General features: G+C 30.6%; 25 protein-coding genes. 13 read left to right on the top strand and 12 right to left on the bottom strand.

Going from position 1 to position 24,183, the window contains the following annotated elements; all coding sequences use genetic code 11:
• Nucleotides 1-40: 40 nt before the first annotated feature.
• From B2217_RS13925 to B2217_RS13900, 6 genes are all read right to left on the bottom strand, one after another.
• Nucleotides 41-1,633 carry a hypothetical protein gene (locus B2217_RS13925; protein ID WP_180905323.1) on the bottom strand — a complete coding sequence of 531 codons (1,593 nt, stop codon included), beginning with the start codon at nt 1,631-1,633 and terminating at the stop codon, nt 41-43.
• A gap of 336 nt (nt 1,634-1,969) precedes the next feature.
• Nucleotides 1,970-3,697: a hypothetical protein gene (locus B2217_RS13920; RefSeq protein ID WP_280045813.1), complete on the bottom strand. Its 1,728-nt coding sequence runs from the start codon at nt 3,695-3,697 to the stop codon at nt 1,970-1,972.
• A 95-nt stretch (nt 3,698-3,792) separates the two neighbouring features.
• Nucleotides 3,793-5,484 carry a hypothetical protein gene (locus tag B2217_RS13915; RefSeq protein WP_180905325.1) on the bottom strand — a complete coding sequence of 564 codons (1,692 nt, stop codon included), beginning with the start codon at nt 5,482-5,484 and terminating at the stop codon, nt 3,793-3,795.
• 273 nt (nt 5,485-5,757) lie between these two features.
• Nucleotides 5,758-5,946, bottom strand: coding sequence for a LapA family protein (locus tag B2217_RS13910; RefSeq protein ID WP_180905326.1), 189 nt, complete (start codon nt 5,944-5,946; stop codon nt 5,758-5,760).
• A gap of 193 nt (nt 5,947-6,139) precedes the next feature.
• Nucleotides 6,140-6,484, bottom strand: coding sequence for a YciI family protein (locus B2217_RS13905; RefSeq protein ID WP_180905327.1), 345 nt, complete (start codon nt 6,482-6,484; stop codon nt 6,140-6,142).
• Between the two features lie 281 nt (nt 6,485-6,765).
• A complete protein-coding gene (locus B2217_RS13900) occupies nt 6,766-7,209 on the bottom strand; it encodes a nuclear transport factor 2 family protein (protein WP_180905328.1) in 444 nt (147 codons plus the stop codon).
• 114 nt (nt 7,210-7,323) lie between these two features.
• On the opposite strand from B2217_RS13900, the gene B2217_RS13895 reads away from it, so the two are divergent.
• Together B2217_RS13895 and B2217_RS13890 are read left to right on the top strand one after the other, a co-directional pair.
• Complete coding sequence (locus B2217_RS13895; protein ID WP_244957978.1) at nt 7,324-7,692, top strand: winged helix-turn-helix transcriptional regulator; 369 nt, start codon at nt 7,324-7,326, stop codon at nt 7,690-7,692.
• Nucleotides 7,693-7,886: 194 nt separating this feature from the next.
• Entirely contained in the window at nt 7,887-8,498 is a 612-nt protein-coding gene (locus tag B2217_RS13890; RefSeq protein WP_180905329.1) for a class I SAM-dependent methyltransferase, read from the top strand.
• 106 nt (nt 8,499-8,604) lie between these two features.
• On the opposite strand, the gene B2217_RS13885 is transcribed toward B2217_RS13890, so the two are convergent.
• Nucleotides 8,605-10,197: a S41 family peptidase gene (locus B2217_RS13885; RefSeq protein ID WP_180905330.1), complete on the bottom strand. Its 1,593-nt coding sequence runs from the start codon at nt 10,195-10,197 to the stop codon at nt 8,605-8,607.
• A gap of 33 nt (nt 10,198-10,230) precedes the next feature.
• Complete coding sequence (locus B2217_RS13880; protein ID WP_180905331.1) at nt 10,231-10,830, bottom strand: HD domain-containing protein; 600 nt, start codon at nt 10,828-10,830, stop codon at nt 10,231-10,233.
• Nucleotides 10,831-11,000: 170 nt separating this feature from the next.
• Here B2217_RS13880 and B2217_RS13875 point away from each other — a divergent pair, with 170 nt between their 5' ends.
• The 7 genes from B2217_RS13875 (at nt 11,001) to B2217_RS13845 (ending at nt 17,261) form a co-directional block, all read left to right on the top strand.
• A complete protein-coding gene (locus tag B2217_RS13875; protein WP_180905332.1) occupies nt 11,001-11,528 on the top strand; it encodes a 30S ribosomal protein S16 in 528 nt (175 codons plus the stop codon).
• Between the two features lie 24 nt (nt 11,529-11,552).
• Entirely contained in the window at nt 11,553-12,077 is a 525-nt protein-coding gene (rimM, locus tag B2217_RS13870; RefSeq protein WP_125349534.1) for a ribosome maturation factor RimM, read from the top strand.
• Nucleotides 12,078-12,206: 129 nt separating this feature from the next.
• Nucleotides 12,207-13,889, top strand: a complete 1,683-nt coding sequence (locus tag B2217_RS13865) for a glutamine--tRNA ligase/YqeY domain fusion protein (RefSeq protein WP_180905333.1) — start codon at nt 12,207-12,209, stop codon at nt 13,887-13,889.
• Between the two features lie 78 nt (nt 13,890-13,967).
• Entirely contained in the window at nt 13,968-14,441 is a 474-nt protein-coding gene (locus B2217_RS13860) for a hypothetical protein (protein WP_180905334.1), read from the top strand.
• Nucleotides 14,419-15,120 carry a RadC family protein gene (gene radC, locus B2217_RS13855; protein ID WP_180905335.1) on the top strand — a complete coding sequence of 234 codons (702 nt, stop codon included), beginning with the start codon at nt 14,419-14,421 and terminating at the stop codon, nt 15,118-15,120. Before B2217_RS13860 ends, radC begins: the two co-directional genes overlap by 23 nt.
• Before the next feature lie 15 nt (nt 15,121-15,135).
• The gene (locus tag B2217_RS13850) at nt 15,136-16,377 is read left to right on the top strand and encodes a polysaccharide deacetylase family protein (RefSeq protein ID WP_291122907.1); all 1,242 of its coding nucleotides are present in this window, start codon (nt 15,136-15,138) and stop codon (nt 16,375-16,377) included.
• On the top strand, nt 16,374-17,261 hold the full coding sequence (locus tag B2217_RS13845) for a hypothetical protein (protein ID WP_219033877.1): 888 nt from the start codon (nt 16,374-16,376) through the stop codon (nt 17,259-17,261). The genes B2217_RS13850 and B2217_RS13845 overlap by 4 nt, the downstream gene beginning before the upstream one ends.
• Here B2217_RS13845 and B2217_RS13840 read toward each other — a convergent pair.
• Entirely contained in the window at nt 17,235-17,930 is a 696-nt protein-coding gene (locus B2217_RS13840; protein ID WP_291073795.1) for a class I SAM-dependent methyltransferase, read from the bottom strand. The genes B2217_RS13845 and B2217_RS13840 overlap by 27 nt on opposite strands.
• Before the next feature lie 106 nt (nt 17,931-18,036).
• Between B2217_RS13840 and B2217_RS13835 the strand changes: the two genes are divergently transcribed.
• The 3 genes from B2217_RS13835 to B2217_RS13825 all read left to right on the top strand — a co-directional run bounded on the left by B2217_RS13835 (nt 18,037) and on the right by B2217_RS13825 (nt 20,114).
• Nucleotides 18,037-18,912: a polysaccharide deacetylase family protein gene (locus B2217_RS13835; RefSeq protein WP_291122905.1), complete on the top strand. Its 876-nt coding sequence runs from the start codon at nt 18,037-18,039 to the stop codon at nt 18,910-18,912.
• A gap of 10 nt (nt 18,913-18,922) precedes the next feature.
• Entirely contained in the window at nt 18,923-19,732 is an 810-nt protein-coding gene (locus B2217_RS13830; RefSeq protein WP_180905340.1) for a protein O-mannosyl-transferase family, read from the top strand.
• Nucleotides 19,733-19,892: 160 nt separating this feature from the next.
• On the top strand, nt 19,893-20,114 hold the full coding sequence (locus B2217_RS13825; RefSeq protein ID WP_180905341.1) for a hypothetical protein: 222 nt from the start codon (nt 19,893-19,895) through the stop codon (nt 20,112-20,114).
• On the opposite strand, the gene B2217_RS13820 is transcribed toward B2217_RS13825, so the two are convergent.
• Genes B2217_RS13820 through B2217_RS13810 form a run of 3 tightly spaced genes read right to left on the bottom strand, consistent with a single transcriptional unit; the run spans nt 20,109 to nt 23,741 of the window.
• The gene (locus tag B2217_RS13820) at nt 20,109-21,356 is read right to left on the bottom strand and encodes an oligosaccharide flippase family protein (protein ID WP_180905342.1); all 1,248 of its coding nucleotides are present in this window, start codon (nt 21,354-21,356) and stop codon (nt 20,109-20,111) included. The two genes, B2217_RS13825 and B2217_RS13820, sit on opposite strands and share 6 nt — an antisense overlap.
• Nucleotides 21,353-22,489: a glycosyltransferase family 4 protein gene (locus B2217_RS13815; protein ID WP_180905343.1), complete on the bottom strand. Its 1,137-nt coding sequence runs from the start codon at nt 22,487-22,489 to the stop codon at nt 21,353-21,355. Before B2217_RS13815 ends, B2217_RS13820 begins: the two co-directional genes overlap by 4 nt.
• On the bottom strand, nt 22,482-23,741 hold the full coding sequence (locus B2217_RS13810; RefSeq protein ID WP_180905344.1) for a lipopolysaccharide biosynthesis protein: 1,260 nt from the start codon (nt 23,739-23,741) through the stop codon (nt 22,482-22,484). Before B2217_RS13810 ends, B2217_RS13815 begins: the two co-directional genes overlap by 8 nt.
• Nucleotides 23,742-23,792: 51 nt before the next feature.
• Here B2217_RS13810 and B2217_RS13805 point away from each other — a divergent pair.
• Nucleotides 23,793-24,183: HAD family hydrolase (locus B2217_RS13805; RefSeq protein ID WP_291122903.1), on the top strand; the 391-nt coding region annotated here is incomplete at its 3' end.

Genomic DNA, 24,183 nt, shown 5'->3' with positions numbered 1-24,183 from the left:
ATTAGTAAAAGACCTAGTTCTATTATATTTTGCTTGTAAATTAAATAGGTGTCTCCGTCAAAGAAAATAATTTAGTAGCTCCAGATTTGTTAGTTATTGTTAATGTTCCAGTACTATCTAAAGTGGCCTGATATTGAAATCCAGAAGAAGTTCCTGTAGCGGCACATATTGGACCATCATCATGAGTAGCTGTAATCTGAGAGGATGTTGAAGTGAAAGAATATGGTAGAATTTGATCGGCAATCAATGCAGTTCCTTGTGTACTTCCCAACATTGCCCATATTGTACTATAACCACCAATGTTAAAGGTAGACATAGCTCTGTGTCCACAGCTATTAACTCCAAGAACAGTTACTTTATAAAAACCATTTGGAACAGTTACTTGTATACTTGCATTATTAGCTAGATTTTGATTCGAAGCTTTATATTCTATAATATCTCTACTGTATAATGTACCTGTATTAGCATCTGTAACCACAGATTTTATTGAGGCAGTACTAGGTATACTAGTTGTTTTTAAACTCTGGAATGTGGCAGTTCCAGTTCCTAATACATTTCCAGCAACATGTAAGCTTTCTGTAGGAGAAACTGTACCAACACCCACTTTTCCTCCGTCTACTACCATTGCAGGAGTATTATTAGTCCCTGTAGGTGAAGAAGATGTTGCATTTGTAAAAAATGCAATTTTGGAAGTCCCAGATGCTCCATTATCACTTCCTTGTGTAGCAATTCTTAACCAATTGTTGCTTTGGTTGTAAACACCAAAATCACCTGAAATTAGACTGCTGCCATTAGTTAAACTATTTGCACGTATATTTCCAATAACATCAAGCTTTTGTGAAGGTGTAGCTGTTCCAATACCGACATCACCACTCCCTGTAATTCTCATTCGTTCAGTTCCGCTTGTCCCTAACATAAGATAACCTGTTGTAGGAGTTTCTGCTAATACAGATAGACTTCCAAACGAATTACTAGGACCATTAAAAATAATTTCACCTATCTTATCCCCTGCAACAACATCAGTTTTAGCAGCATATGTTCCTCTAGATTTTTTAAAATTTAATTGACCTGAGCTCGCATTAGTAGAAACTGATTCTATAAGCATATCATCATTAGCTGCACCTGTACCTGCAATTGTAAAGGCATTCGTAAGAGAACCTCTACTATTGGTATCTCCTGAAAAATTTCCTACCCCAACATAACCAGTTTGATAAATAGCTTCTGAATTTCGAGTTGCTGGGGTTGTTGACCCACCCACATTCCAAGGTTCCTGACTATTAATACTTATAGCCTGCCATATATTACCATCAAAATAATAATACCCTACAGTTGTTATGTTAAGACGTTGTGTAGAACTTCCGCCTGTATCTGTACCAGAAACATCTGTAATATATACAATAGCACCTTTTTGGTTTGTGCCATATTTAGATGTTGTTCCTGACGTTGCTACTAATTCAGCTCGTGTTAACCTAGGCGCCTGTAATCCATATACTTGAGAATTATCAATAGCTGATCCATTCATTTTCACAGAGACATCCAACGTTGACGAAGGTGTAGTTGTGTTAACTCCTACCTGGGAAAAGGTATATGTTGTAGAAAGTACTATAATTAAAAAGGTTAATTTTTTTTTCATAATTTTTAATTTTTATTGTTAAAATAAATAAGCTGTTTTTGAAATTTTCCTGAATGTATATTTTTGCAAAAACTAGATAATACTAATTAGTTACTTTGGGTATTTTCATCATAATTTAATACACCCTACAGAAGTATATAAAATGAGATATTGAAAACTCAACCAGAAAAATCATATTTTTTAAAATTTATAAGTAAAAGGGCTAGTTCAATTATATTTTTGCTTCAACAATTTGAATAAGTTTTTATAACACATCTGTTATTTTACAGTGGTTACATTATTTTTTTCAGTAAATAACAAGTGATAAAAAATATTTATTATAGTACTTGTTTTATATTATAGTACTTGTTTTATATTATAGTAATAAGTTTTGGTTGCAGGACCAGCTGCCCCCGAAGTGTTATATATATAAACGTATCCATTAGAAATATCAACTCCAACTGCCATATTCATGCCATCAGAACCCTCGCCACTAGCACAACCAGTGACATTAGCCTTAAAATAAATTAATCTTACAGTACCAGTATTATTTAGAACCTCCTCTCCACTACTCATTTGATAAGTAGTAGTATTGTTAGTAGCCAAACTACCTTCCAAGCCATATACTCTCCAAGTATTATTCTCCTGACCTCCTACAAGTCTCACTTTTCCATAACCCGTGAAACCACAATAGTTCGTTCTTTTAATAGTTATGTCATATACGCCATCATATTGGTTTGGAAGAGGGTAAATAGAGCTTGGAGATATTGCGCTATTCGGACCAAGAGCAAATTCACCTGTATATTGCCATAACTTGTTGTAATACATGTTGCCTGTAGATTCGTCATATGATAGAGGATATCCGCCACCATTTTGGGTAATCTGTTTCTTAACGACTACACCCGATCCATCAGTAGCTAAAAACTTGGCATTTTGTACATTGGTAAGGGTTAGACCTGACGTGTCTGTCGTACCGGAAGTAATTTGTAATTTGTTAGAAGGTGAAGCAGTACCGATACCTACCTTTCCTCCGTCTACAACCATTGCAGGATTAGTACCAACTCCTATAGGTGAAGCAGATGTAGCATTTGTATAAAATGCAATTTTTGAAGCACCAGATGCACCATTATCAGAACCTTGAGTAGCAATTCTTAGCCAACTACTATTTTGGTTGTAAATACCAAAATCGCCAGAAATTGGGTTCCCGCCATTTGTTATGCTATTCGCTCGTATATTACCAGAAACATCTAATTTTTGAGCTGGGGCGTTGGTCCCAATCCCGACATTACCAGTACCTGTAATTCTCATTCTCTCAGTACCATTTGTGCCCATTGAAAGATAACCTGTCGTGGGAGTTTCTGATCTCACGGTTAGATTTCCAAAGGAATTACTAGGACCATTAAAAAGAATTTCACCTATTTTATCCTCTGCGACAACGTCAATTTTAGCAGCATATGTTCCTCTAGATTTTTTAAAATTTAATTGACCCGAGCTCGCATCAGTAGAAACTGATTCTATAAGCATATCATCATTATTTGCACCTGTACCAGCAATTGTAAAGGCATTCGTAAGAGAGCCTCTATTTATAGTTTCGTTACTAGTACCTTTTGTAGCATCAAAATATCCTATACCAACGTATCCTTTTTGGTAAATATTCTGAACATTAGTTGTCGCAGGTAATTTTGTTTGATTATCATACCAAGGTTCTGTTGATGCTGTTGGAGTACTAGAATCTGTAATTTTCACCCAAACACTTCCGTCAAAATAATAATACCCTGCAGTTGTTATGTTAAGACGTTGCGTAGAACTTCCTCCTGTATCTGTACCAGAAACATCTGTAATATATACAATAGCACCTTTTTGGTTTGCACCATATTTAGATGTTGTTCCTGAAGTTGATATTAATTCAGCTCTCGTTAACCTAGGTGCTTGTAAACCATAGATTTGCGAATTATCAATAGTTGATCCATTCATTTTCACAGAGACATCCAATGTTGACATTGGATTATCAGTATTTACTCCCACCTGAGAAAAGGCATAAGAGGTAGACAGTACTGAAATAAAAAAAGTTAATTTTCTTTTCATAATTTTAGATTTGGTTAGTGTATGTTAGATGTTATAAACAGAGCATATAACATCTATTACTTGATAGCATTTATGAGGTTTTAATTGTTTTTACATTAATTTAATGGCACTGCATAAAGGTAATTACTTGTACTATTCTGCGTTGTAACACTTTGGCTAGCGCTGTAGCTTGTAGTTTTTTCTACTGTACTAAATTTTGGGTAAATCGTTGCAGAAGAAATATTACTTGGAATATTTACAGAAAAAGAGCCTTCTAAAAATGAATTTGCTCCCGATGCTGTTGCTGCTGGAGCCAACCAACCTGAGACCGTATTATTACTACCATTGAAACCCATTCCAAGAGTGAAAGAAGGATTAGCACCATCTACATTTTCAGAAGATAATGTAAGATTCATCCACATATTATCTACACTACTTCCGGGTAAAGTACTTTTTATCATTTGTCCTACTTTTACCAACCAAATTCCTGCAGGTAAAGTGATGGATGAACCTGTTGAAATAAGAGAAGCTACAGATTTTGAACCAGTATTTATATTTCCATAGACGGTGGCACGAACAGGAGTAGGAGTAGGAGAAGTTACACTAATAATATCTCCATATTCATTAGTACCAAGGAAACTAGCATTTGGTAAATTGCTTAACCTAACACCTGATGTGTCAGGTGCATCACTAAGAACCTCCAGTGTATTACCTGGCTCCATTTGATATATTTTTCCAATACCAATACCAACTTTATTATTATAAGCTGTTAAGGTTTGAAAACCTCCCATAAATTTGTTACTTGCATCTCCATCAGTAAAGAGATTAAACGAACCACCTAGTGCTGTTGTAACAATAATTGAATGATTATAAATTTGATTAACTAAATATGTATCAAAAGTTGAAAGCATACCTGGTTGTGGTGGTGCAGTAATAATACCAGCTGCACCTATTATATCATTAACTTCTAATAACCGACGAGGAGTTGACACACCAATACCCACATTACCATTGGATGTTATTCTCATTTTTTCAGATCCCCATAAACGAGGATATCCCATCGAAAATGCCAAATCTATAGGGAGAGATCCTGCAGAAACAGGACCAGCAGCAACCGCATTTATAGAGGGTCCTGTCCTTTGACCAACTCCATCATTTCCAGAAAAGGTTAGTGATCCTAAAAAGTCTCCAGTAGCAACTGCAGTGGGAGCTGTAGGTGTACCCCCACTTTTTTCAAAACTTATAGTACCTGCTGGGTTAGAAATTGCCGCACCCCCGAATGAGCGTATTGATATAACACCATCAGTAGTCCCACTAGCACCTGTTATATCTAATGCTGACGCTGGATTTACAGTTCTAATACCGATATTTCCCGATTGGTAGATGTTTTGATTGTTAGCAGTAGCCTGGTTAGTAGTACCACTTTGATACCAAGGTTCTGTTGATGCACCTGTGTTAGTTGTATTACCATCTGTAACTTTAACCCAAACAGATCCGTCGAAATAGTAATAACCAATTGCATTTACATTAATTTTTTGTCCAGTAGTTACCCCTCCAGATATATCAGTAATGTAAATCATTGCACCTTTTTGGTCTATACCATAATTGGTTTCTGGGATTGCTGATAGGTCGGCGCGTGATAACCTTGGCGCTTGTAAACCATATGATTGTGTATTATCAATAACCCCTCCTGTATTTTTTACAGAAATATCTAATGTTGATTTTGGATTATCTGTATTAATACCAACCTGAGAAAAAACAGCGGTATTAAACAATAATATCGTTAAACTTGTTAATTTTTTTTTCATAAATTCAGATTTTATAATTCAAATTATTCATGATTCTAAAAGACTTTGTTGGTTAATCATAAAAGGTAGTAGAGAAAATAGGTACATAGGTTAGCTAGTTAGTATTTTAAAAATTATATATTTCTTCTCTTGAATTAAAACGTTTAGTTTTTTTTGAAATAATTTTTAGTTTAATTTATCCATTAAAATATCTGGATAAAAGCAACATATATTATTCTTTATGTTAAGCCTTCATAAGCGCTCTCAGTGACATAGGTGATGTATTTTGAATTATTATTTTTTAAAAACCTTTGCTGTAAAAAATCCTATAAAAAAACCTATAGCTATTAAAACTACAATAGGCATATCAAATCCAAACATGAATAATTTGACCTTTATATTTTCTAAATTCTGTCCTATAAATAGAAGTAACAGAATTAATAAAATAATGTCAATAATTTGACTGATGGAGATAGATTTCATATTTTATTATTTTTAGAATTAATAAAATGATATTAGATACATTCAATCAATAAATATTTAACAATCAGTTAATTATGTTAAAATTATTTTTTAAATAAAATAAAAACATCCTTCTGTCAAAAAAGACTTTAACTAGTTTTATGGTCCTTTTTGATTAAAATTAATCTCAAATTTTTAATAGGTGATATCTCGATTATCGTAACAAAACTTCTCTTACCTCAACACTTCCTCCTGCAATTAGTATAGGATTTGTTTTTGCTATTTTCTTAGCAGATTCTAAGTCTTCGACTTCTATAACTAAAAATCCAGTTAAGAAATGATCTACTTCCTTAAAAGGTCCTTCTTTTATAGAACCATCAGCAAATATTGTACATGCCATTGGTTCTATGGGAGGCATAGTTCCTCCTAAATATTTTACTATTCCTTTTTCTTGAATATCATCTAACCATTTTTTACGATCAGCGACTTCTTTTGGATCTGAGAAAGCTCCTGGATCCATATTTGTGTTTACTCTTAATAATAGGACAAAGTTTTTCATAGTTATTTGGTTGGTTTATGGTTAAAACTTTTAGATAGAGTTACTAATCTTTTCGTTTCTTTAAAATTTTGTTTTTATTATTTCTTAATTGTTTGTTTGATTAAACAATTTCCTATGTAGGTTGACAAAAAATTCTAGAAGAATAAATTATCAATTACCTACATAGTTTTGTTTTAATTTAAGCTGTGAACTCAATAAGATTTGTTATGTCCAAATACATTGTATCCTCTAAGTTAGTGTAGGTTAATCCACTTTTTTTGCAAATCTTATATCTGTAAAATTTAAACACCGCCTGCGTTACCTCCATATTGATTTGGTTGTGCAGAAGTTGCAAATTCTTCCATCTTAGAAATTAAACCATTAGAAATTGTATAAACTTGTACCCAAGAATTCTTGAGATGAGTTCCGTCCTCTTTAGAAATAAAATGTTCATTTCCTAGAATGACAACTGTATTATCTTGTTCTACGAATTGATTAGCTTTAAAAAACACAACATCTAAAGCATTTATATTAAATTCGAAGAACATACGTGCTCCTTCTTTTCCTTGAAATTTGGCTGCAGGCATCACTTGAGTTCCATGATAAATAAGAATAGCATCATCAGAAAAAGTACTTACTACTGCATCTACATCTTTTGCGTTGAATGCTTCTAGCATTTGATCAACAATTTGTCTGGTTTGAGTTGGCATATAACTATTTATATAATTATCAATAAATATTTGCATCAAAAATATATATTAAAGATTTAATAACTATTACTACTCCCCAATAGGGAAGTTGATATACAAAAAGGTATTTTGATATCAAAATATCATTATATTTGAATTAAAATTTAAAATATGGTAAAATATGACGCGCCTAAATTTTGTAGGTACAGAACAAACGCAGTTAAAGACAGTATGACGCTATTAACTGGTAAATGGAAAATACATATTATTGGAACATTGCTATATGGTGGAAAGTTATGTTATACAGATTTACAAAATGAAATAACAGGAATAGGATCAAAAATGTTATCTAAAGAATTACAGGATTTAGAACTTAATCAGTTAGTTACTCGTACTGTTCTAAATACAAAACCTATTACAGTTGAGTATAATTTAACTGAGTTAGGAAGAACATTAGAACCTACTATTGATGCAATAGCACAATGGGGAATAGATTACAGGGAAATACTATTTGGAAATAAAGTAGACCCTAACTCTTAAGTAAGAGCTGTAAACTTTCTACTAACCTTTTTTTTATTTTTCTTTACTACACTTAATATCTAATAACTTTTTGTTTTATACACAATTATGTTAATTTCTCTCTCAACTTAGAAAATTTACATAAAACAATCCTTTTGTATTTTTTGTTACACTTCATTTTAAATTAAAAGGCGAAATTGCACCAAAAAAATACAATGAACGACAATAAAAAAACTCATTGGGAACACATATACGATGTAAAAACTCCAGAAGAAGTGAGTTGGACACAAGAAAAGCCTGAAACTTCTTTAAATTTTATTCATTCTTTTGAAACTGATAAAACAGCTAAAATTATCGATATTGGAGGTGGAGATAGTAAATTGGTTGATTTCTTATTGGAAGAGGGATACGAAAATATTTCGGTTTTGGATATTTCTGCAAATGCGTTGGAAAGAGCAAAAAATCGTTTAGGAAATAAGGCAGAAAAAGTAACTTGGATTGTTGCTGACATCACCGAATTTGAACCTACAGAACAATACGATATTTGGCACGATAGAGCAGTTTTTCATTTCTTGACCGAAGAAAATGATATCAAAAAATACCAAGATTTGGTCGCGAAAGCTGTAAAAGAAAAAATGGTTATTGGAACTTTTTCCACAAACGGACCATTAAAATGTAGTGGTTTGGAAATTAAACAAAATGATGAGACTTCTTTAACTTCTACTTTTGAAACTAATTTTGAAAAAATAGAATGTTTTACAATTGATCATAAAACGCCGTTTGAAACAATACAAAATTTTATTTTTTGTAGTTTTAACAAAAAATAAAATACGTTAGGGATAGCAGTGAAAATCCTTTTTTTAAACGCTGTGTCAACAAAAAAGATTGTAACGAATAGCCCGCTCGAACGCTAAAAATATAAAAATCATCTCCTTAATTAGGGAGATGATTTTCTTTTTTTAAAACTTTATTGTATTCGATATTTCCTTTTTTGATATCATTTATAATCCATTTCAGTTCAGCATCCGTACGCTTAATTTTATCTTGCAAATTAGATTGAATAACTTGGTTTGGATAAACGCCATGTGCTTGTTCATTTCGTTTTTCGATAGGAGAAAGATAAACCGTACCAACTGACATTTTGAGTTTGGAATTGGGCAACGTAAATTTTGGCATCAACCCAGCAACCGTTCCATTAAAATCTCCACCTGTTTCTTCTCCTACAAAATACGCTCGATGTTTTAGTTGAAGATTAGCCGAAATCAGTGCCGAAGCAGAGTAAGAACCACCATTTATAATGACATACAAATTGTGATGATACACAAGATCTTTATCTATTTTGACATGCGAAAAAGGCATGTGCAATTCGTATTCATTTTTCGCATTTCTGGACGTCGAAAAATAAGTATACCCCGAACCTAACCAAAGCAACGGATAGGAATAAGCGGGAAAAAGATTGTACAGCGACTTACCAAAAGAGGTTTTGTTCGCGACGATTTTTTCACCTAAAAATGCCTTGGAATCATCGACCAAATAAGCGTATAAATAGTGCGAATCTTTTAGATAACCACCACCATTGTTGCGAAGATCGAGAACTAAATTTTGAACTTTATGATTCTTGATATCCGTAAAAACTTCTTTATAAAGTTCACGTATTTTTCCTTTTCTGAAATCAGTTACTTTTAACACCGCAATCGTGCTGTCGTTCGTAGGAAAAGTCAAATCTTTGGAATAAGTTTTGGAACTTTTAGAATAACCATATTTCTTTTGTTTTATCCTAACTTTTCGCTCAACTTCTTTTTGCTCTTTTGTAATTTTTGGGGTTTCTGTAGCCTTATCATTTTTGGGCTTAGGATAGGTACGAAATGTTTTTTTTCGGATGATTGAATTCCCCATTTTAAAAGTTAACTCAACCGAATCTTTAATTCCATTTTCTAAAGTAAAATAATTAAGAAAAGTTCGGTTAAACACATTATCCGAAAAAGTTTGATTTTCACCATCACCATATATACTTTTCTTATATTTATCGTATAAATACTTTGTAGAAACACTATCTATATAAAACAAAGCCGAACCTTGATTAATTGGATTGATTTTACTGTAATCTGCCACTAAAAAAATTGAATCATTTTGCCAAAAAAAACTATAATCACTAAACGCTGATTTTGACTCTTTGTACTTCTTTGTCCGTTTTTTATCTAATCGTTTGAATAACGGATAGATATCTGTATGACCATGTTTTAAACTTTCGAAAATCGGAAAAAACTTGACATAAAAATCATTTGGTTTCAATGGTTGATGAATTGTTTTTTTTAGGCTATCAAATTTATAATCAATTTGTTCTTGAGAAGTGTATAAATCTAATTTTGGATGATATCTTTTTAGTTTTTTATAAACAAAATCTACATCTTTTTTCAATTTATTTGCAGGAATCTCTTTATCAATATGTGCATTGTATTTCTCTACAGAAACACAGCTGCATATCAACAAAAATGACAAATAAATTAGAGTAGATTTTAATTGCATTGAGGATAATTAAATGAATAATAAGTTACAATATTATTTTACTTCTTGATAAAATTCTTCGATAAAATTTTTCATATATTGATGACGTTTTAAAGCGATTTCTTTTGCTGTTTTGGTATTCATCAACTCTTTTAATTTAAATAATTTATCATAAAAATGTTGCACACTCGATGCGTCTTTCGAATTATCATAAGGATTATACAAAATATTACCAACACTTCCGCCATATGCAAAACAACGTGCAATACCAACCGCTCCAATCGCATCTAAACGATCAGCATCTTGCACAATCTCCGCCTCGATAGTTGTTGGTTTATTTCCTTTACTAAATGAAACTTGCGAAACTATTTCCAATACTTTCTGAATTGATTCTTCCCCTACATAAATTGATTCTAAAAATTCTCTAATTAATTCCTCCGATTTATCAACTCCATTATGTAATTTATAATCACCAATATCGTGTGTCCAAGCAGCTAATTCAACCAAAAAAGAATCTGCATTTTCAGTCTCTAAAATCTTCTTTGCATTTGTTACCACACGTTCTATATGAAAATAATCGTGTCCAGTTCCTTCATCTAAAAACGTTTTTTTGATATATGCTTGTGTCTGAGTAAGTATTTCTTGTTTATTCATTTTTTATTTATTTCTGAGTTTAAAAATACGTCAGAATCATGATTCAAAAAACTTGATTTTTCGGAATTAATTTAATAATCACTTTTAAAATAATTATTTATCAAAAATATTGTATATTTGCACCTCAAATTTGTAAAACGGGACGAGTTCCCAAAATAATTAGTTATACTATGGCTACAAGAATTAGATTACAAAGACATGGTCGTAAAGGAAAACCATTCTTTCACATCGTAGTTGCTGACTCAAGAGCAAAACGTGATGGTCGTTTCATCGAAAAATTAGGTACTTACAACCCAATTACTAACCCTGCAACTGTAGAATTAAATGTTGATTCTGCTGTAAAATGGTTACAAACTGGTGCTGAGCCTACAAATACTGCTAAAGCTTTATTATCTTACAAAGGTGCTTTTATGAAAAAACACTTATTAGGTGGTGTTGCTAAAGGTGCGTTTTCTCAAGAAGAAGCTGACAAACGTTTCGACGCTTGGTTAGAAGCTAAAGGTGAAAAAGTTCAAGCTAAAAAAGACGGTTTAACTTCAGGTGCTGCTGCTGCTAAAGCTGCTGCATTAGAAGCTGAAAAAGCTGTTAATGAAGCTCGTGTAAAAGCTGCTCAAGAAGCTGAAGCTGCTGCACAAGTTGAAGAAACTCCTGCTGAAGAAGCAGAAGGTACAACTGAAGAAGTTGCTACAGAAGAATAATTTTTAAGTTCAGAGACGTTCCAAATGACAAAAAATGATTGCTACTATTTAGGTAAAGTTACAAAGAGACATGGTTTCAAAGGTAATTTAATCATTCACTTGGATACAGACGAACCAGAATTATACGATACTTTGGAAGCAGTGTTCATCGAGCAAGATGGTACACTGGTTCCATTTTTTTTCGAAACTTCTCAGCCTTATCAAGGCACAAAATTATTAGTAAAGTTTGAAGATGTTGAAGACGAAGATGTCGACAAATTAATCAATCGCGAACTTTATTTACCTCTAAAATCATTACCAGAACTTTCTGGAACAGATTTTTATTACCACGAAATAGTTGGTTTCACTATTTATGATCAAACAAATACAGAAGTTGGTACAATAAAATCTGTAAATGATTCTGCAGCGCAAGCTTATTTCGAAGTAGATGCGAATGGAAAAGAAATCTTAATTCCGATGATTGACGAATGGATTCTTGAAGTTAATCGCGAAGAAAAAGCAATGCTTATCCAAATTCCTGACGGATTATTAGAAATTTATTTGGGATAACTTATCCATTATAAATCACTTATTTACTTCTATTTTTTGATTGAATTTTTCTAATTGTAAAATCCGAAATTTTCGACATTATATTTATTGTCAATTTCGTACCTTTGCAAACTCAATCGTAATTAAAAAATGGAAGAAGAAAAAAAATCATTGAATTTTATTGAGCAAATCATTGAAGATGATTTAGCCAACGGGATGCCAAAAGAAAATTTACGTTTTCGTTTCCCACCAGAACCAAATGGTTATTTGCATATCGGGCATGCAAAAGCAATCTGCTTAAACTTCGGTTTAGGACAGCGTTACAATGCGCCTGTAAACTTACGTTTTGATGACACTAATCCTGACAAAGAAGAGCAAGAATTCGTAGATTCTATCCGCGAAGATGTGAAATGGTTAGGTTTCGAGTGGGCAGAAGAACGCTATGCTTCTGATTATTTCCAGCAGCTTTACGATTGGGCTGTTCAATTAATTAAAGAAGGAAAAGCGTACATCGACGACCAATCTTCGGAAGTAATTAATGAACAACGTAAAACACCTTTTGAACCTGGAATTGAATCTCCTTATAGAAATCGTTCTGTTGAAGAAAATTTAGATCTTTTCGAACGAATGAAATCGGGAGAATTTGAAGAAGGAACACATGTTTTACGTGCAAAAATTGACATGACTTCTCCTAATATGAACATGCGCGACCCTGTTATGTATCGTATTTTGAAACGTCCTCATCACCGTACTGGAGATACATGGAAAATGTACCCAATGTACGATTGGACGCACGGAGAATCTGATTATATCGAAGGAATTTCTCACTCATTGTGTTCGTTAGAATTCAAAAATCACCGCGATTTATATGAATGGTATGCGAATAATGTTGAGTTGCCAAATCAACCTCAAAAACCAAAACAACGCGAATTTGCACGTGGTAATGTTTCATACATGATTACAAGTAAACGTAAGTTGATGAAATTGGTTCAAGAAGGGGTTGTAACAGGTTGGGATGATCCACGTATGCCTACAATTTCAGGTTTGCGTCGTCGCGGTTATACGCCAGAATCGATTAAAAATTTCTGGAATACAGCCGGCGTTGCAAAACGTGATAATGTTTTAGATATTTCGTTATTAGAATTTTCTGTTCGTGATCATTTAAATAAAATTGCTCCTCGTGTTTTTGCTGTCATTGATCCAGTAAAAGTTATCATCGAAAATTATCCTGAAGGGCAAGTGGAGGAATTAGAAATTGAGAATAACCCAGAAGATGAAACTGCTGGAACTCGTATCGTTCCTTTTACTCGTGAAATCTATATTGAACGTGAAGATTTTATGGAAGAAGCGCCTAAAAAATTCTTCCGTTTATCTTTAGGAAATGAAGTTCGTTTGAAAGGTGCATATTTCATTAAAGCTGAAAGAGTAGAAAAAGATGCTGAAGGGAATATCACAACAATTTATGCAACTTACGATCCTGAAACAAAGTCTGGAAGCGGAACTGAAGCTTCTAAACGTAAAGTAAAAGGTACATTACATTGGGTTTCTGCAACAGAGAATATTCCAATCGAAGTGCGCGAATATGATCGTTTATTTACAGTTGAATCGCCAGATGCAGAGAAAGATGTTGACTTTTTACAATTTGTCAATCCAAATTCTTTAACTGTAAAAGAAGGTTTTGCTGAGCCTGCTTTGAAAGAAGCTAAAGTCGAGGATAAATTCCAATTTCAACGCATTGGATATTTTGCTTTAGACCGTGATTCTTCTACAGAAAAATTAATTTTCAATAGAACTGTTACGCTTAAAGATACTTGGGCAAAAGTCAATAAATAAAAAATCTATTTTATTAAATATCAAGCTCGAACAAATTTGTTCGAGCTTTTTTTATTATATTTAATCTAAATTTTTAACATGAAAAATAAAATCACTTATATCATATTTACCATTTTTATTGCTTTATCAAGTTGTCAATCCACAAAAGCTACAACAGAAAAAAAGTCAAATGATTCTATTGATAAAATTGAAAGAACGCAAGAACCAACACTTATAGGAAGATGGAAATTGGTAAAACTTTCAGGCGGAATCGTAGGACGTGAACAACTACCTCCTGCAGATCGTGTTACAGTTGTAGAATTTACATCTACTGAGATGATTACAATTATCAATGGTAAGGAAACAAATCGAGTAACTTATAATATAGCAAAAGGGAAAAGTATTCACAAAACAGAGCTTGTTCCAATGATTTACACCAATGGAAATACATCGATGGGAAAGAGTTTTGAGGTTAAACAAAATACACTTGGAATTAGCGACGAATTTCACGATGGTTTTTATTATACTTATATAAAAATTGCGAGCGACGATGACGGATTACTTAGAGAATAAAAATTCGATAAAAAACTGGAATGAGGATGATCGTCCTCGCGAAAAATTAGCTTTAAAAGGACGTTCGTCGCTTTCTGATGCCGAATTGTTAGCGATTATTATGGGAAGCGGAAATCGCGAAGAATCCGCTGTAGAGTTGGCAAAACGAATCTTAAACTCTGCTAATAATAATTGGAATGAATTAGCTAAATATTCAATTGTAGATTTATGCAAATTCAAAGGAGTTGGAGAAGCAAAAGCAATTTCGATAATCACTGCAATGGAAATTGGAAGAAGAAGAAATTCGCAAGAGGTTCTGGAACGTGACAAAATTACTTCGAGCAAGGATGCTGCGATCATTTTACAACAACAAATTGGCGATTTACCAAACGAAGAATTTTGGGTGATGTTTCTCAATCAAGGAAATCGAATTATAAAAACCGAGCAAATTTCGCGAGGGGGAATTAATCAAACCGCCGTCGATATTCGAGTAATTTTTAAACGAGCCTTAGAATTGATGGCAACTGGAATGATACTTTCGCACAACCATCCCTCTGGAAACCTCACTCCAAGTCAATCTGACATAAATATTACTCGAAAAATTAAAGAAGGTGCCACGCTTTTGGATATTCAAGTTTTAGATCACATTATTGTTTCTCAAAAAGACTTTTATTCATTTGCGGATGATGGCCTAATTTGATATCTTTAAACTTTATTGAAAATTATTTTGAGTCAAGAAATCATCATATTTACAGAAAAAATTACGAATCGAATTGAATATATTTTCGATTTTATTTTTCATAATTTTTCTGGAATTGACTACAAAACGACTACAGATTTTGATGAGTTTTCACAATCAATTTTACCAAAAATCAACTTTTCAAATCAATTTTTAGAAAATGAAATCAATTATAAAGTTGATGATATTTTATTGGAAACTACCATTCAAGAAAATGTTGATTATTCAATTTTAAACGAATTTGGGAAATGTTTTTATTGGCTTTCTCGTTATGAAGAATACATTGCAAAACCAGAAAAATTTGATAAACACAATCGTTTTTTAGGTTCGGATTTAGATTATTCGAAACCAATTGTAGATGAAATTTGTATTGAAATTCAAAAAAAGATAAAGTCTAAATTTCCTGAAATTTATTTTAAACAGAGAGTTTTCAAACAGATTAATACTCATGACGTAGATTATGCATGGAAATATCTTCATCATTCTCCTAAAATAAAATTTGGTTCACTTTCAAAGAAAATTTTAAAAGGTGATTTCAAAGAATTTCAGAATCAAATCAAAATTTTAAATCAGCAAAAAAAAGATCCTTACGATACATTTGATTATTTGAAAGTTTTAGCTGAAAAACATCAAATCGAAACAGTTTTCTTTTGGTTATTGGGCGATTATTCTACTTTCGATAAAAATCATCATTGGAAAAATAATGCTCAAAAAAATTTAATAAATAACATTTCAACTTGGGCAAAAATTGGAATTCACCCTTCTTATCAATCTAATTTTGATGAAAATAAATTAACAATTGAAATTAATCGATTAGAAAAAATTAGCAATCAACCGATAAAAAAATCACGTCAACATTTCATTAAATTGAATTTCCCTTACACTTATCAACAATTGTTAATAAATGAAATTTTGGAAGATTACACCATGGGATTCCCACATCAATTAGGCTTTAGAGCTGGAACATCTACTCCATTCAAATGGTTTGACTTATCAAGAAATCAACAAACATTGTTAAAAATATATCCTTTTGTCGCAATGGATGTTACATTGAAAAATTATTTAAAATTAACACCGCAACAAGCTTTAGAGGAAATAAAACGATTGAAACAAACAATTAAAGCCACAAACGGAACGTTTATAACATTATTCCACCAATCAAACTTGAACGAAGATTGGACTGAATGGCGAAAAGTTTACGAAAGTATTTTTAAATGATAAAAAGAGTTTCTCGAAAAAAATTAGATGTTAATAAATATACCGAATGTCTCAACAAATCGGTGAATTACCGCATTTATGCCGAAGTTTTTTATTTGGATGCTTTAGTTGAAAACAATTGGGATTGTTATGTTTTGAACGATTATGAAGCCATAATGCCTTTGCCATATACAAAAAAAATTGGTATAAAATTTATTACACAACCAATTTATTGTCAACAATTAGGAGTTTTTCATCAAGAAAATTTCTCAAAAGAAACTTTTCAACTTTTTGAGAAAAAACTACATCGAAATTTAGTGAGAGCTTATGCTTTTAATGAGGAAAATACAGAGATGTTTGAACCGAAGGGACAGAAAAAGGTTAATTATATTTTAGATTTGAATCAAGATTATGAAATTTTATTTTCAAATTACAGTAGAAATAGAAAAAATGAAATTCGTAAAGTAGAAAAATCCAATTATAACATTGAAAAAGTTACTCAATTAAATCGATTTTTCAAAATAAATTCATCTTATGAATATTTGATCGCAAATAATTTAATAAACTATTCGCAAGAAAAAATTCAAAGTTTATTTAATCAAAAAATTATTAATATTTATGAAATTTTTGATCAAGAAGAAAATTTAATTGGTTGTCAACTAATCATGATTTCTAAAAATCGAGTTTATAATTTTGCTTTTGCAAGAAATAAGAATTCAAAAAGTAATTTTGGATCAGCTTACATAATAGATTACATTATCAAAAACTTTTCTAATTCAGAATTAACACTTGATTTCGAAGGTTCTATGATTCCTTCTATAGCTAAATTTATGCAAGGTTTTGGTGCTATAAAAAATCATTATACAAACTATTCTAATTTAGACTTTTTGACAAAGAAAAATTAATTCACGATAGCCATTTCCAACAGAAAGTTTCTTTGCTAAATTATGATCAATTTTATTTCGATAATCTATTTTTTCGACAATTATATTTTCACGTTTTAATCTTTCTTGAAAGTCCTGTCCATGCAATCTCAATAAATCTTTTTCGCCATAATTTTTTAATCGTTCTTCTTCTGTCTTAAATTCAGCATTTTCAAACGTATTATTTATTGGATGAATAGGAGTTTGAATCAAAGCTTTTCCTCCTTTTTTTAGAACGCGAAACAATTCATCAATTGCCTTTTTTTCGTTTGGAATATGCCCTAAAACATGACAACAAATTATATAATCAAATGTTTTATCAGGATAATTTATTGAAGTAATATCCATTTCTTCATCAGCAAGATTAATGTTAATATCAGCATTGATATAACGTAAATTATCGGTCTGTTTAAAAATATTTTTCAATGCGTCTTCTGGAGCAATATGCAATAATTTATTCGGTTTAACCAATAAATCTGTTTCATTTTTTATAAACTCTAACAAAACTCTTGTCCTTTCTAATGAACCACAATTTGGACATTCAGCATTTTCTCGGTTATCTATACCGTTTGATTTATCCAAAAACTTAGAAAAAGATTGTTCGCAACAATTACAATAAAAATTATTTCCTTTCAGAAATAATCCATTCAATTTCTTTAAATTTTTTCTATTATTAATTCTTATCTTTTCGGAAAATATTTTTTTATAAAATGTTTTAATTGCATTCATTACTTACAAACGTTAAGACTGCTATTTTATGATATTAAATTTATTCAAAAAAAATATATTTCCTTTTTACCATACAGTTTCAGATAAAAGATTAATTCATATCGATCAATTATATCCATTAAAATCTATTGATCAATTTCAACGTGAATTAGATTTTTTTCAGAAAAATTATGTCAATATTTCTATGATTGAATTAATTGATTTATACGAAAAAAATGGTTCTATTCCTCAAGAAAATTACTTTCATCTTAGTTTTGATGATGGTTTGAAACAATGTTACTCTATAATTGCTCCAATATTAAAAGAACGAAATTTAGATGCAACTTTTTTTATCAATCCAAATTTTATTGACAATCAAGAAGTTTTTTATCGGTATAAAGTTGCTTTCATTTTAGAAAACATTACAGACAATAACCTTAAAAAAGAACTTTTAAATTATTCTATTCATGATCTTAAAAAAATTAATTCATTAATTTTAAAACAAGAAATAAAACTAAATGATGTTGAAATTTATTTGAATGAAAATGAAATTAAAGCATTAATTCATCAAGGCTTTACAATTGGCGCACATTCAATGAATCATCCTTATTATCGCGATATTTCTTTTGAACAACAACTTATAGAGACAAATGAAAGTTTAGATTTTATCCAACAAAAGTTTAATTTGGATTATCGAGTTTTTTCTTTTCCTTTTACAGATGATGGAGTTTCTATAAACTTTTTTAATACTATAAAATCCGATTTTACATTTGGTACGGCAGGAATAAAAAACGATGAGATTTCAACAAATATTCAGCGACTTCCGATGGATAATTGTATTACTGATCCTGCAATTTTTATCAAAAAAAATCGTTATAAATTTTATATTCAAAAGTTACTACAAAAGCATATTGTATCTCATTAATACAAAAAGAGTGAAAAAATTTTATCATTTATTTATTACCTTATTTTTCTTAATCATTTATCGTTTAGGAAGTTTTAGTAAAATAACTTTTGGTGATTCTGCTGGAAAAATTTTGGATATTGAAGCAAATCAATTTACGTTTGAAACCTACTCATTAACTCATTTTTTGTATTTCAACTTCAATATTCTAATTCACAAATTATTTCCTTTTATAGATACCATTGAGATTGGACGTTGGGTAAATATTATTTCTGCTGTAATAGTTTTGAATATTTTATTTTCTATTCTTCAACTCTTAAATAAAAAACTTTGGATTTCTCTTTTAGGTACAGTTGCGTTTGGATTTAGTTTTACTTTTTGGAAAAATACCGAAAATATAGAAGTTTACACTTTTTGTTTAATTTGGATTTCACTTTACGTTTTATTTGCGATAAAATTTGTTCAAAATAAACAATCTAAAACGCTTTTATTTGCAGGAATAATGCTTGGAATTAGCTTATTTTCTCATGTACAAGGCGTTCTATTAATTCCTTCTTATTTTTATTTATGCTACTTGGCTTTTAGAAATAATATTAAAAATAGATTGATTTTTAGCTATTTTTTCATTCCTTTTCTATTTTTGGCATTGCTCTATATTTATCCAATTATTAATAACGAATCTCTGAAAAATGTTTTATCATCTTCAGAAAAATCATGGGTGTCTGATTCTTTGAAGAAAGATTTAGTAAGCTATTCAAAAGATTTAATGAAAGCATTAGGTTATATTATTTATAATTTTTGGTTTACCTGTTTTTTGTTTTGCTACTATTTATGCTGTTAGCGATAATTATGTCTTTTTCTTAAATTTTAATTTAGCTTATTTGATTATTTTAAGTATTGGTTTAAACAATTTCATTACAAAATTTCCGAAGTACACTTCATTAATTTCTATCCTTATTTTCTCAACACCGCTTTATTATTATTCGGCCAAACAACTTGCTATGCAAACAACAAAAGGGAAAGAATTTCATCAACAAAAAGCATACAAAGACGGACTAAATTATTATTTGCTTCCTTGGATGAATAACAACAAAGGTATTTTGGAAGTTATTCTAAATAATGAAGAAACAAATGAAGATATTGAATGGATGAAAGAAACAGGTCAAAAATTAATTGATCTTAAATCTAAAACAATGACAAAAGAAGAAATAAAAAAATTATAATTTTTTTAAATAATTTCTAAATATAAAAGTAGCATATAATCCAGAAACTATATACATAATTAAAAAACCGAAAGCTGCTCCATTTAGTTGATAAAAAGGAATAAGTATAGAATCTGCAATAATAAGTGTGATAATTGAAACAATTGAAACTCGTACACTATATGTAAACAAACCAACTGCACTAAATAAATTAAGAAAAAGAACTCTAAACAACATTGCTAAAACAACTGCTATTGTTGCAATAAAAAAAACTGTATCACCAGCTAAATAACTTTTATTGAAAAATAACTCGATTATAAAATCTCTAAGAAAATAACTTCCTAAAAGAATACTAATTCCTATAAGAATGAATAGCTTATAATAATTTTTTATATAAAATTTTAGAAAATCCTTGTTCTGACTATTTTTAATAATTCGAGGAAAATCGGTTTGAAATAATATAGTCGGAATAAATAATAAATTCATAGGCAGAAGAATCGCAACTTTATACAAAGCAATATCTTTATCTGTCATAAAAATCGCAATCATTGCAATATCAATCGAAAACAATAACTCTGAAGCGAAATAAGCCAAAGATTCCATTCTTCCATATTTCCACATCATTTTCCAATTCATTTCACTTAAATCATTTATTGATTGTTGTAAAATTGTTTTAGAATAGAAAAATAAACTAATAAAAGGTGTAATCGCCAACGAAGTCATATAACCAATTGCTCCAAAATTGATGGTTAAGAAAAATGTAAAAATCAATCCCAAACAATTAATCAACATATTTAATGAAGCAAACTTCTTATTGAAACCATTTATTCGATAATCGATTGTAAGATGAGACTGAAAAAACATCCCGAAAAGACGAACAGAAAACAAGAGAATAATCCATAATAAATGATCAAACTTTATGGCATAAAAATTAGCAATTACAATAAAAATACTACATAAAATAAGCTGATTAATAACGCCATTTCTAAATAATTTTCGACTTAGGTCTTTACGTGTTTGTTCATTTTCTTCGCCAGCACCAAACTTCATCAAAACCTGTAATGAACCTAATCCATTCCATGGCGCAACAAACCCAATAATAGATGCGATAAGTGTTATACGACCAAATTCATCTTGCGGAATCATTTTTACAATGAAAATGGTATTAATCAGCATCACTAATTTTTCTACCACAAAAGATAAAAAAACGTAAAAACCATTGTTTTGTAAAAAAGATTGTATGAATTTGATTAAATCTTTCATTGTAAAATTTTCACATAAACTTCATCAAATTGGTAAGCAATTTCTTCCTTAGAAAAATTATTCAAAGCATACGTATTTAATTCATTTGACGTTGCAAATTCATAACCTTCTATCACCTCAACCATTGCTTTATAAAGTGCTAATTCATCATTTTTATTCACAATAAATCCAAAATTATTTGGCATAAATTCTTTAATTCCGCCTACATCGCTTGCGATAACAGGAATTCCTGAAGCAAAAGCTTCTATTTGAACACAAGGTTGATTTTCGTAGTGACTAAAAAGTACAAAACAATTTGCGTTCTTCATCTTTTGATTCACTTCAAAATGTTGTAATCGCCCAAAAGATTTTACAAAATCATGTAAATTATTTTCTACAATAAAATTATTAATCAAAGTTAAATCTCCATTTCCTCCAATCTGAAATTCAAAATTATAACCATTATCAACTAACTTTTTAGCAACATTCAACATTCCCAAAACATTTTTATGCTCGTTTCCTAAATGCGAAAGATGTAAAAATATTATTTTTTCAACTTTACATTCTTCTTTTACTGAAAACAATTCTACATCCACAACATTTGGAATAATTTTTACATTTGTTATAGGATAAATTTCAAGTATTTTTTGTGCTAAATCATTCGAAACAGGCGTTAAAAAATCTACTTTTCTAAGTATTTTCTTAATTAAGAACTTCTTGTAAAATGAAAATGAAATAAAACGTTCTGGAGAAAACCCTGTCCAATGCTCTGTTAAAACTATTGGTTTTTTGTATTTACTTTTCAAAAATAAAGCAACTAAACCAGCTGGATAAATAACATTGAGATGAATTATATCAAAATTATTAACCAAAGAAACTCCTTTTAGAAAAGCTATAAATTGTTTGATTAAATTAAACGGGCGAAAAAAAGATGGTTTAAAATAAACAATTATTTCTCTTACATTTTGATTGATAGAATCATCTATTTCAAAATTAGATTTTAAATTTTCATCTTTTACTGCATGAACAAGCGTCACATTATTTAAAGTAGAGATAGAACGTAAATGGCGCTGAATAAAATCTCCATTATCTAAAAAAATTCTACTCGGATACCAAGATGCTAAAGCTAAAATATTTTTTCTCGAATTATTCACCTGACTTTTTATAACGTTTCAGCTCTTTCATTACAAAGTAAAGTTGAACTAAATAGCCCATTCCCGCAAAGAAAGAATATAGGGATAACGTCAAAAGTATATTTTTATTTAGTCCGCCAATCACACAAGTAATCAATGTAACGAAAACTAAATAAATATTGAAGTATAGTGCGTAATGATTTTTCTTGATAACCACGACAATTTGCTGAATAGGATTCATTGCAGAACGACACAAAATCCAGAAAGAAAGAATCCACGTCATAATATGTAAACCTCGCCATTCTGGTCCAAGCATCCACTCGAGAATAAAAATTCCGATACAATTCATCAACAAAAGAAAAACAGCAATTGCTCCAACGTTATACAGCACCACTTTTTTCGATAAATCATATAATTGATGCGAACGATGATCAATCATTGCAGCAGATTTCTGAAAGAAAACTTTCGACATCGAATTGGAAAGTAATGTCAAAGGAACAACCAAAACTTTAGCAGAATTTCCTACAAAAGCTACATCTTCTTTCATAAAATAAATCGCAATCATAATGGGGAGCAAATTGTTTGCAATCGCATTCAACGATTCTGAGGGTAATGTATATTTTATGATTTCTTTGTTCTTAGAAATTGTTCGTTTAGCCAAACCAAAATCAATAGAAGAAAATCGTCCTTTTGTAATTGAAAAATAATATGCACAAGACAAAACTGTTCCGAAAATTGTTCCATAAATCAATCCTGTTTCTTTGTAGCCCATCCAATAAAAAATGAATTGAAAAAAAACCGAAAACAGTGCATTAATCACAAATCCAGTCGAAATACTTTTGAATAATTTATACTTCGTAAACAATGTATTTTGAACATTATTCCAAGCTGTAAATAATCCTGCAATACAACTTAAGAAAACAATAAATAAAGACGTTTTGAATGTGAAAATTCCTTCTAAAACTGCATAGCCCAAAAAGAATAAAATCGTTACAATGCTACTCACTAATAATAAAGTTGTGAACAAATTTCGAATCGCTTTTGATGATTTCGAAATCACGAAAATATTCTCTAAACGAAACGTTGTCAAAATAGCTAGAATCGCCACAAAAGCTGAAAAAGCATTGTAAGTTCCCGACGCTTCTGGACCATAAATTCGAGCCAAAATAATTCCGCCAATAAACATAATCACTTGCGCAATCGTGTTCCCTGCCAACAAAGACAAAACACCTTTGGCATTCTTCGTTTTAAATTTTTCTAACTTCGCTTTCAATTGATATTTTCTTCATCAGCAAATCTACATAAAATCCTTAGCTTTGCATTTATGAACACAATAAAACACGTTTTTTTCGATCTTGATAACACACTTTGGGATTTCAGAAAAAATGCAAAATTCGCGCTAGATGAGCTTTACAAAAAGTATGATGTAGAAAATAGATATGGTTTTACATTCGAGGAATTTCATCCATTTTATCACGATAGCAACGAAGGTCTTTGGGCTTTGATTCGTGACAAAAAAATTACAAAAGAAGAATTACGTGCACGTCGTTTCAAAGAAGCTTTTGATAATCTTGGAATTGATAATGATGCTTTGGCAAAGATTTTTGAAGAAGAATACATGGAAACGATTACCAATTATAATGAAGTGGTAGATGGTGCGATGGAATTGTTGGATTATTTGAAACCAAAATATCAATTACACATTATCACAAATT

It is taken from the genome of Empedobacter sp. UBA7620 (assembly GCF_002484185.1).
In the GTDB taxonomy this organism is placed as follows: Bacteria; Bacteroidota; Bacteroidia; order Flavobacteriales; family Weeksellaceae; genus Empedobacter; species Empedobacter falsenii_C.
The sequence above is the reverse complement of the archived record's forward strand: the minus strand, read 5'-3'. Positions and strand labels throughout refer to the sequence as shown.

Excerpts from the sequence above, each read along its gene's own strand:
- B2217_RS13925 (WP_180905323.1), bottom strand. The coding sequence starts at position 1,633 with ATGAAAAAAAAATTAACCTTTTTAATTATAGTACTTTCTACAACATAT.
- B2217_RS13920 (WP_280045813.1), bottom strand. The coding sequence starts at position 3,697 with ATGAAAAGAAAATTAACTTTTTTTATTTCAGTACTGTCTACCTCTTAT.
- B2217_RS13915 (WP_180905325.1), bottom strand. The coding sequence starts at position 5,484 with ATGAAAAAAAAATTAACAAGTTTAACGATATTATTGTTTAATACCGCT.
- B2217_RS13910 (WP_180905326.1), bottom strand. The coding sequence starts at position 5,946 with ATGAAATCTATCTCCATCAGTCAAATTATTGACATTATTTTATTAATT.
- B2217_RS13905 (WP_180905327.1), bottom strand. The coding sequence starts at position 6,484 with ATGAAAAACTTTGTCCTATTATTAAGAGTAAACACAAATATGGATCCA.
- B2217_RS13900 (WP_180905328.1), bottom strand. The coding sequence starts at position 7,209 with ATGCAAATATTTATTGATAATTATATAAATAGTTATATGCCAACTCAA.
- B2217_RS13895 (WP_244957978.1), top strand. The coding sequence starts at position 7,324 with ATGGTAAAATATGACGCGCCTAAATTTTGTAGGTACAGAACAAACGCA.
- B2217_RS13890 (WP_180905329.1), top strand. The coding sequence starts at position 7,887 with ATGAACGACAATAAAAAAACTCATTGGGAACACATATACGATGTAAAA.
- B2217_RS13885 (WP_180905330.1), bottom strand. The coding sequence starts at position 10,197 with ATGCAATTAAAATCTACTCTAATTTATTTGTCATTTTTGTTGATATGC.
- B2217_RS13880 (WP_180905331.1), bottom strand. The coding sequence starts at position 10,830 with ATGAATAAACAAGAAATACTTACTCAGACACAAGCATATATCAAAAAA.
- B2217_RS13875 (WP_180905332.1), top strand. The coding sequence starts at position 11,001 with ATGGCTACAAGAATTAGATTACAAAGACATGGTCGTAAAGGAAAACCA.
- rimM (WP_125349534.1), top strand. The coding sequence starts at position 11,553 with ATGACAAAAAATGATTGCTACTATTTAGGTAAAGTTACAAAGAGACAT.
- B2217_RS13865 (WP_180905333.1), top strand. The coding sequence starts at position 12,207 with ATGGAAGAAGAAAAAAAATCATTGAATTTTATTGAGCAAATCATTGAA.
- B2217_RS13860 (WP_180905334.1), top strand. The coding sequence starts at position 13,968 with ATGAAAAATAAAATCACTTATATCATATTTACCATTTTTATTGCTTTA.
- radC (WP_180905335.1), top strand. The coding sequence starts at position 14,419 with ATGACGGATTACTTAGAGAATAAAAATTCGATAAAAAACTGGAATGAG.
- B2217_RS13845 (WP_219033877.1), top strand. The coding sequence starts at position 16,374 with ATGATAAAAAGAGTTTCTCGAAAAAAATTAGATGTTAATAAATATACC.
- B2217_RS13835 (WP_291122905.1), top strand. The coding sequence starts at position 18,037 with ATGATATTAAATTTATTCAAAAAAAATATATTTCCTTTTTACCATACA.
- B2217_RS13825 (WP_180905341.1), top strand. The coding sequence starts at position 19,893 with ATGCAAACAACAAAAGGGAAAGAATTTCATCAACAAAAAGCATACAAA.
- B2217_RS13820 (WP_180905342.1), bottom strand. The coding sequence starts at position 21,356 with ATGAAAGATTTAATCAAATTCATACAATCTTTTTTACAAAACAATGGT.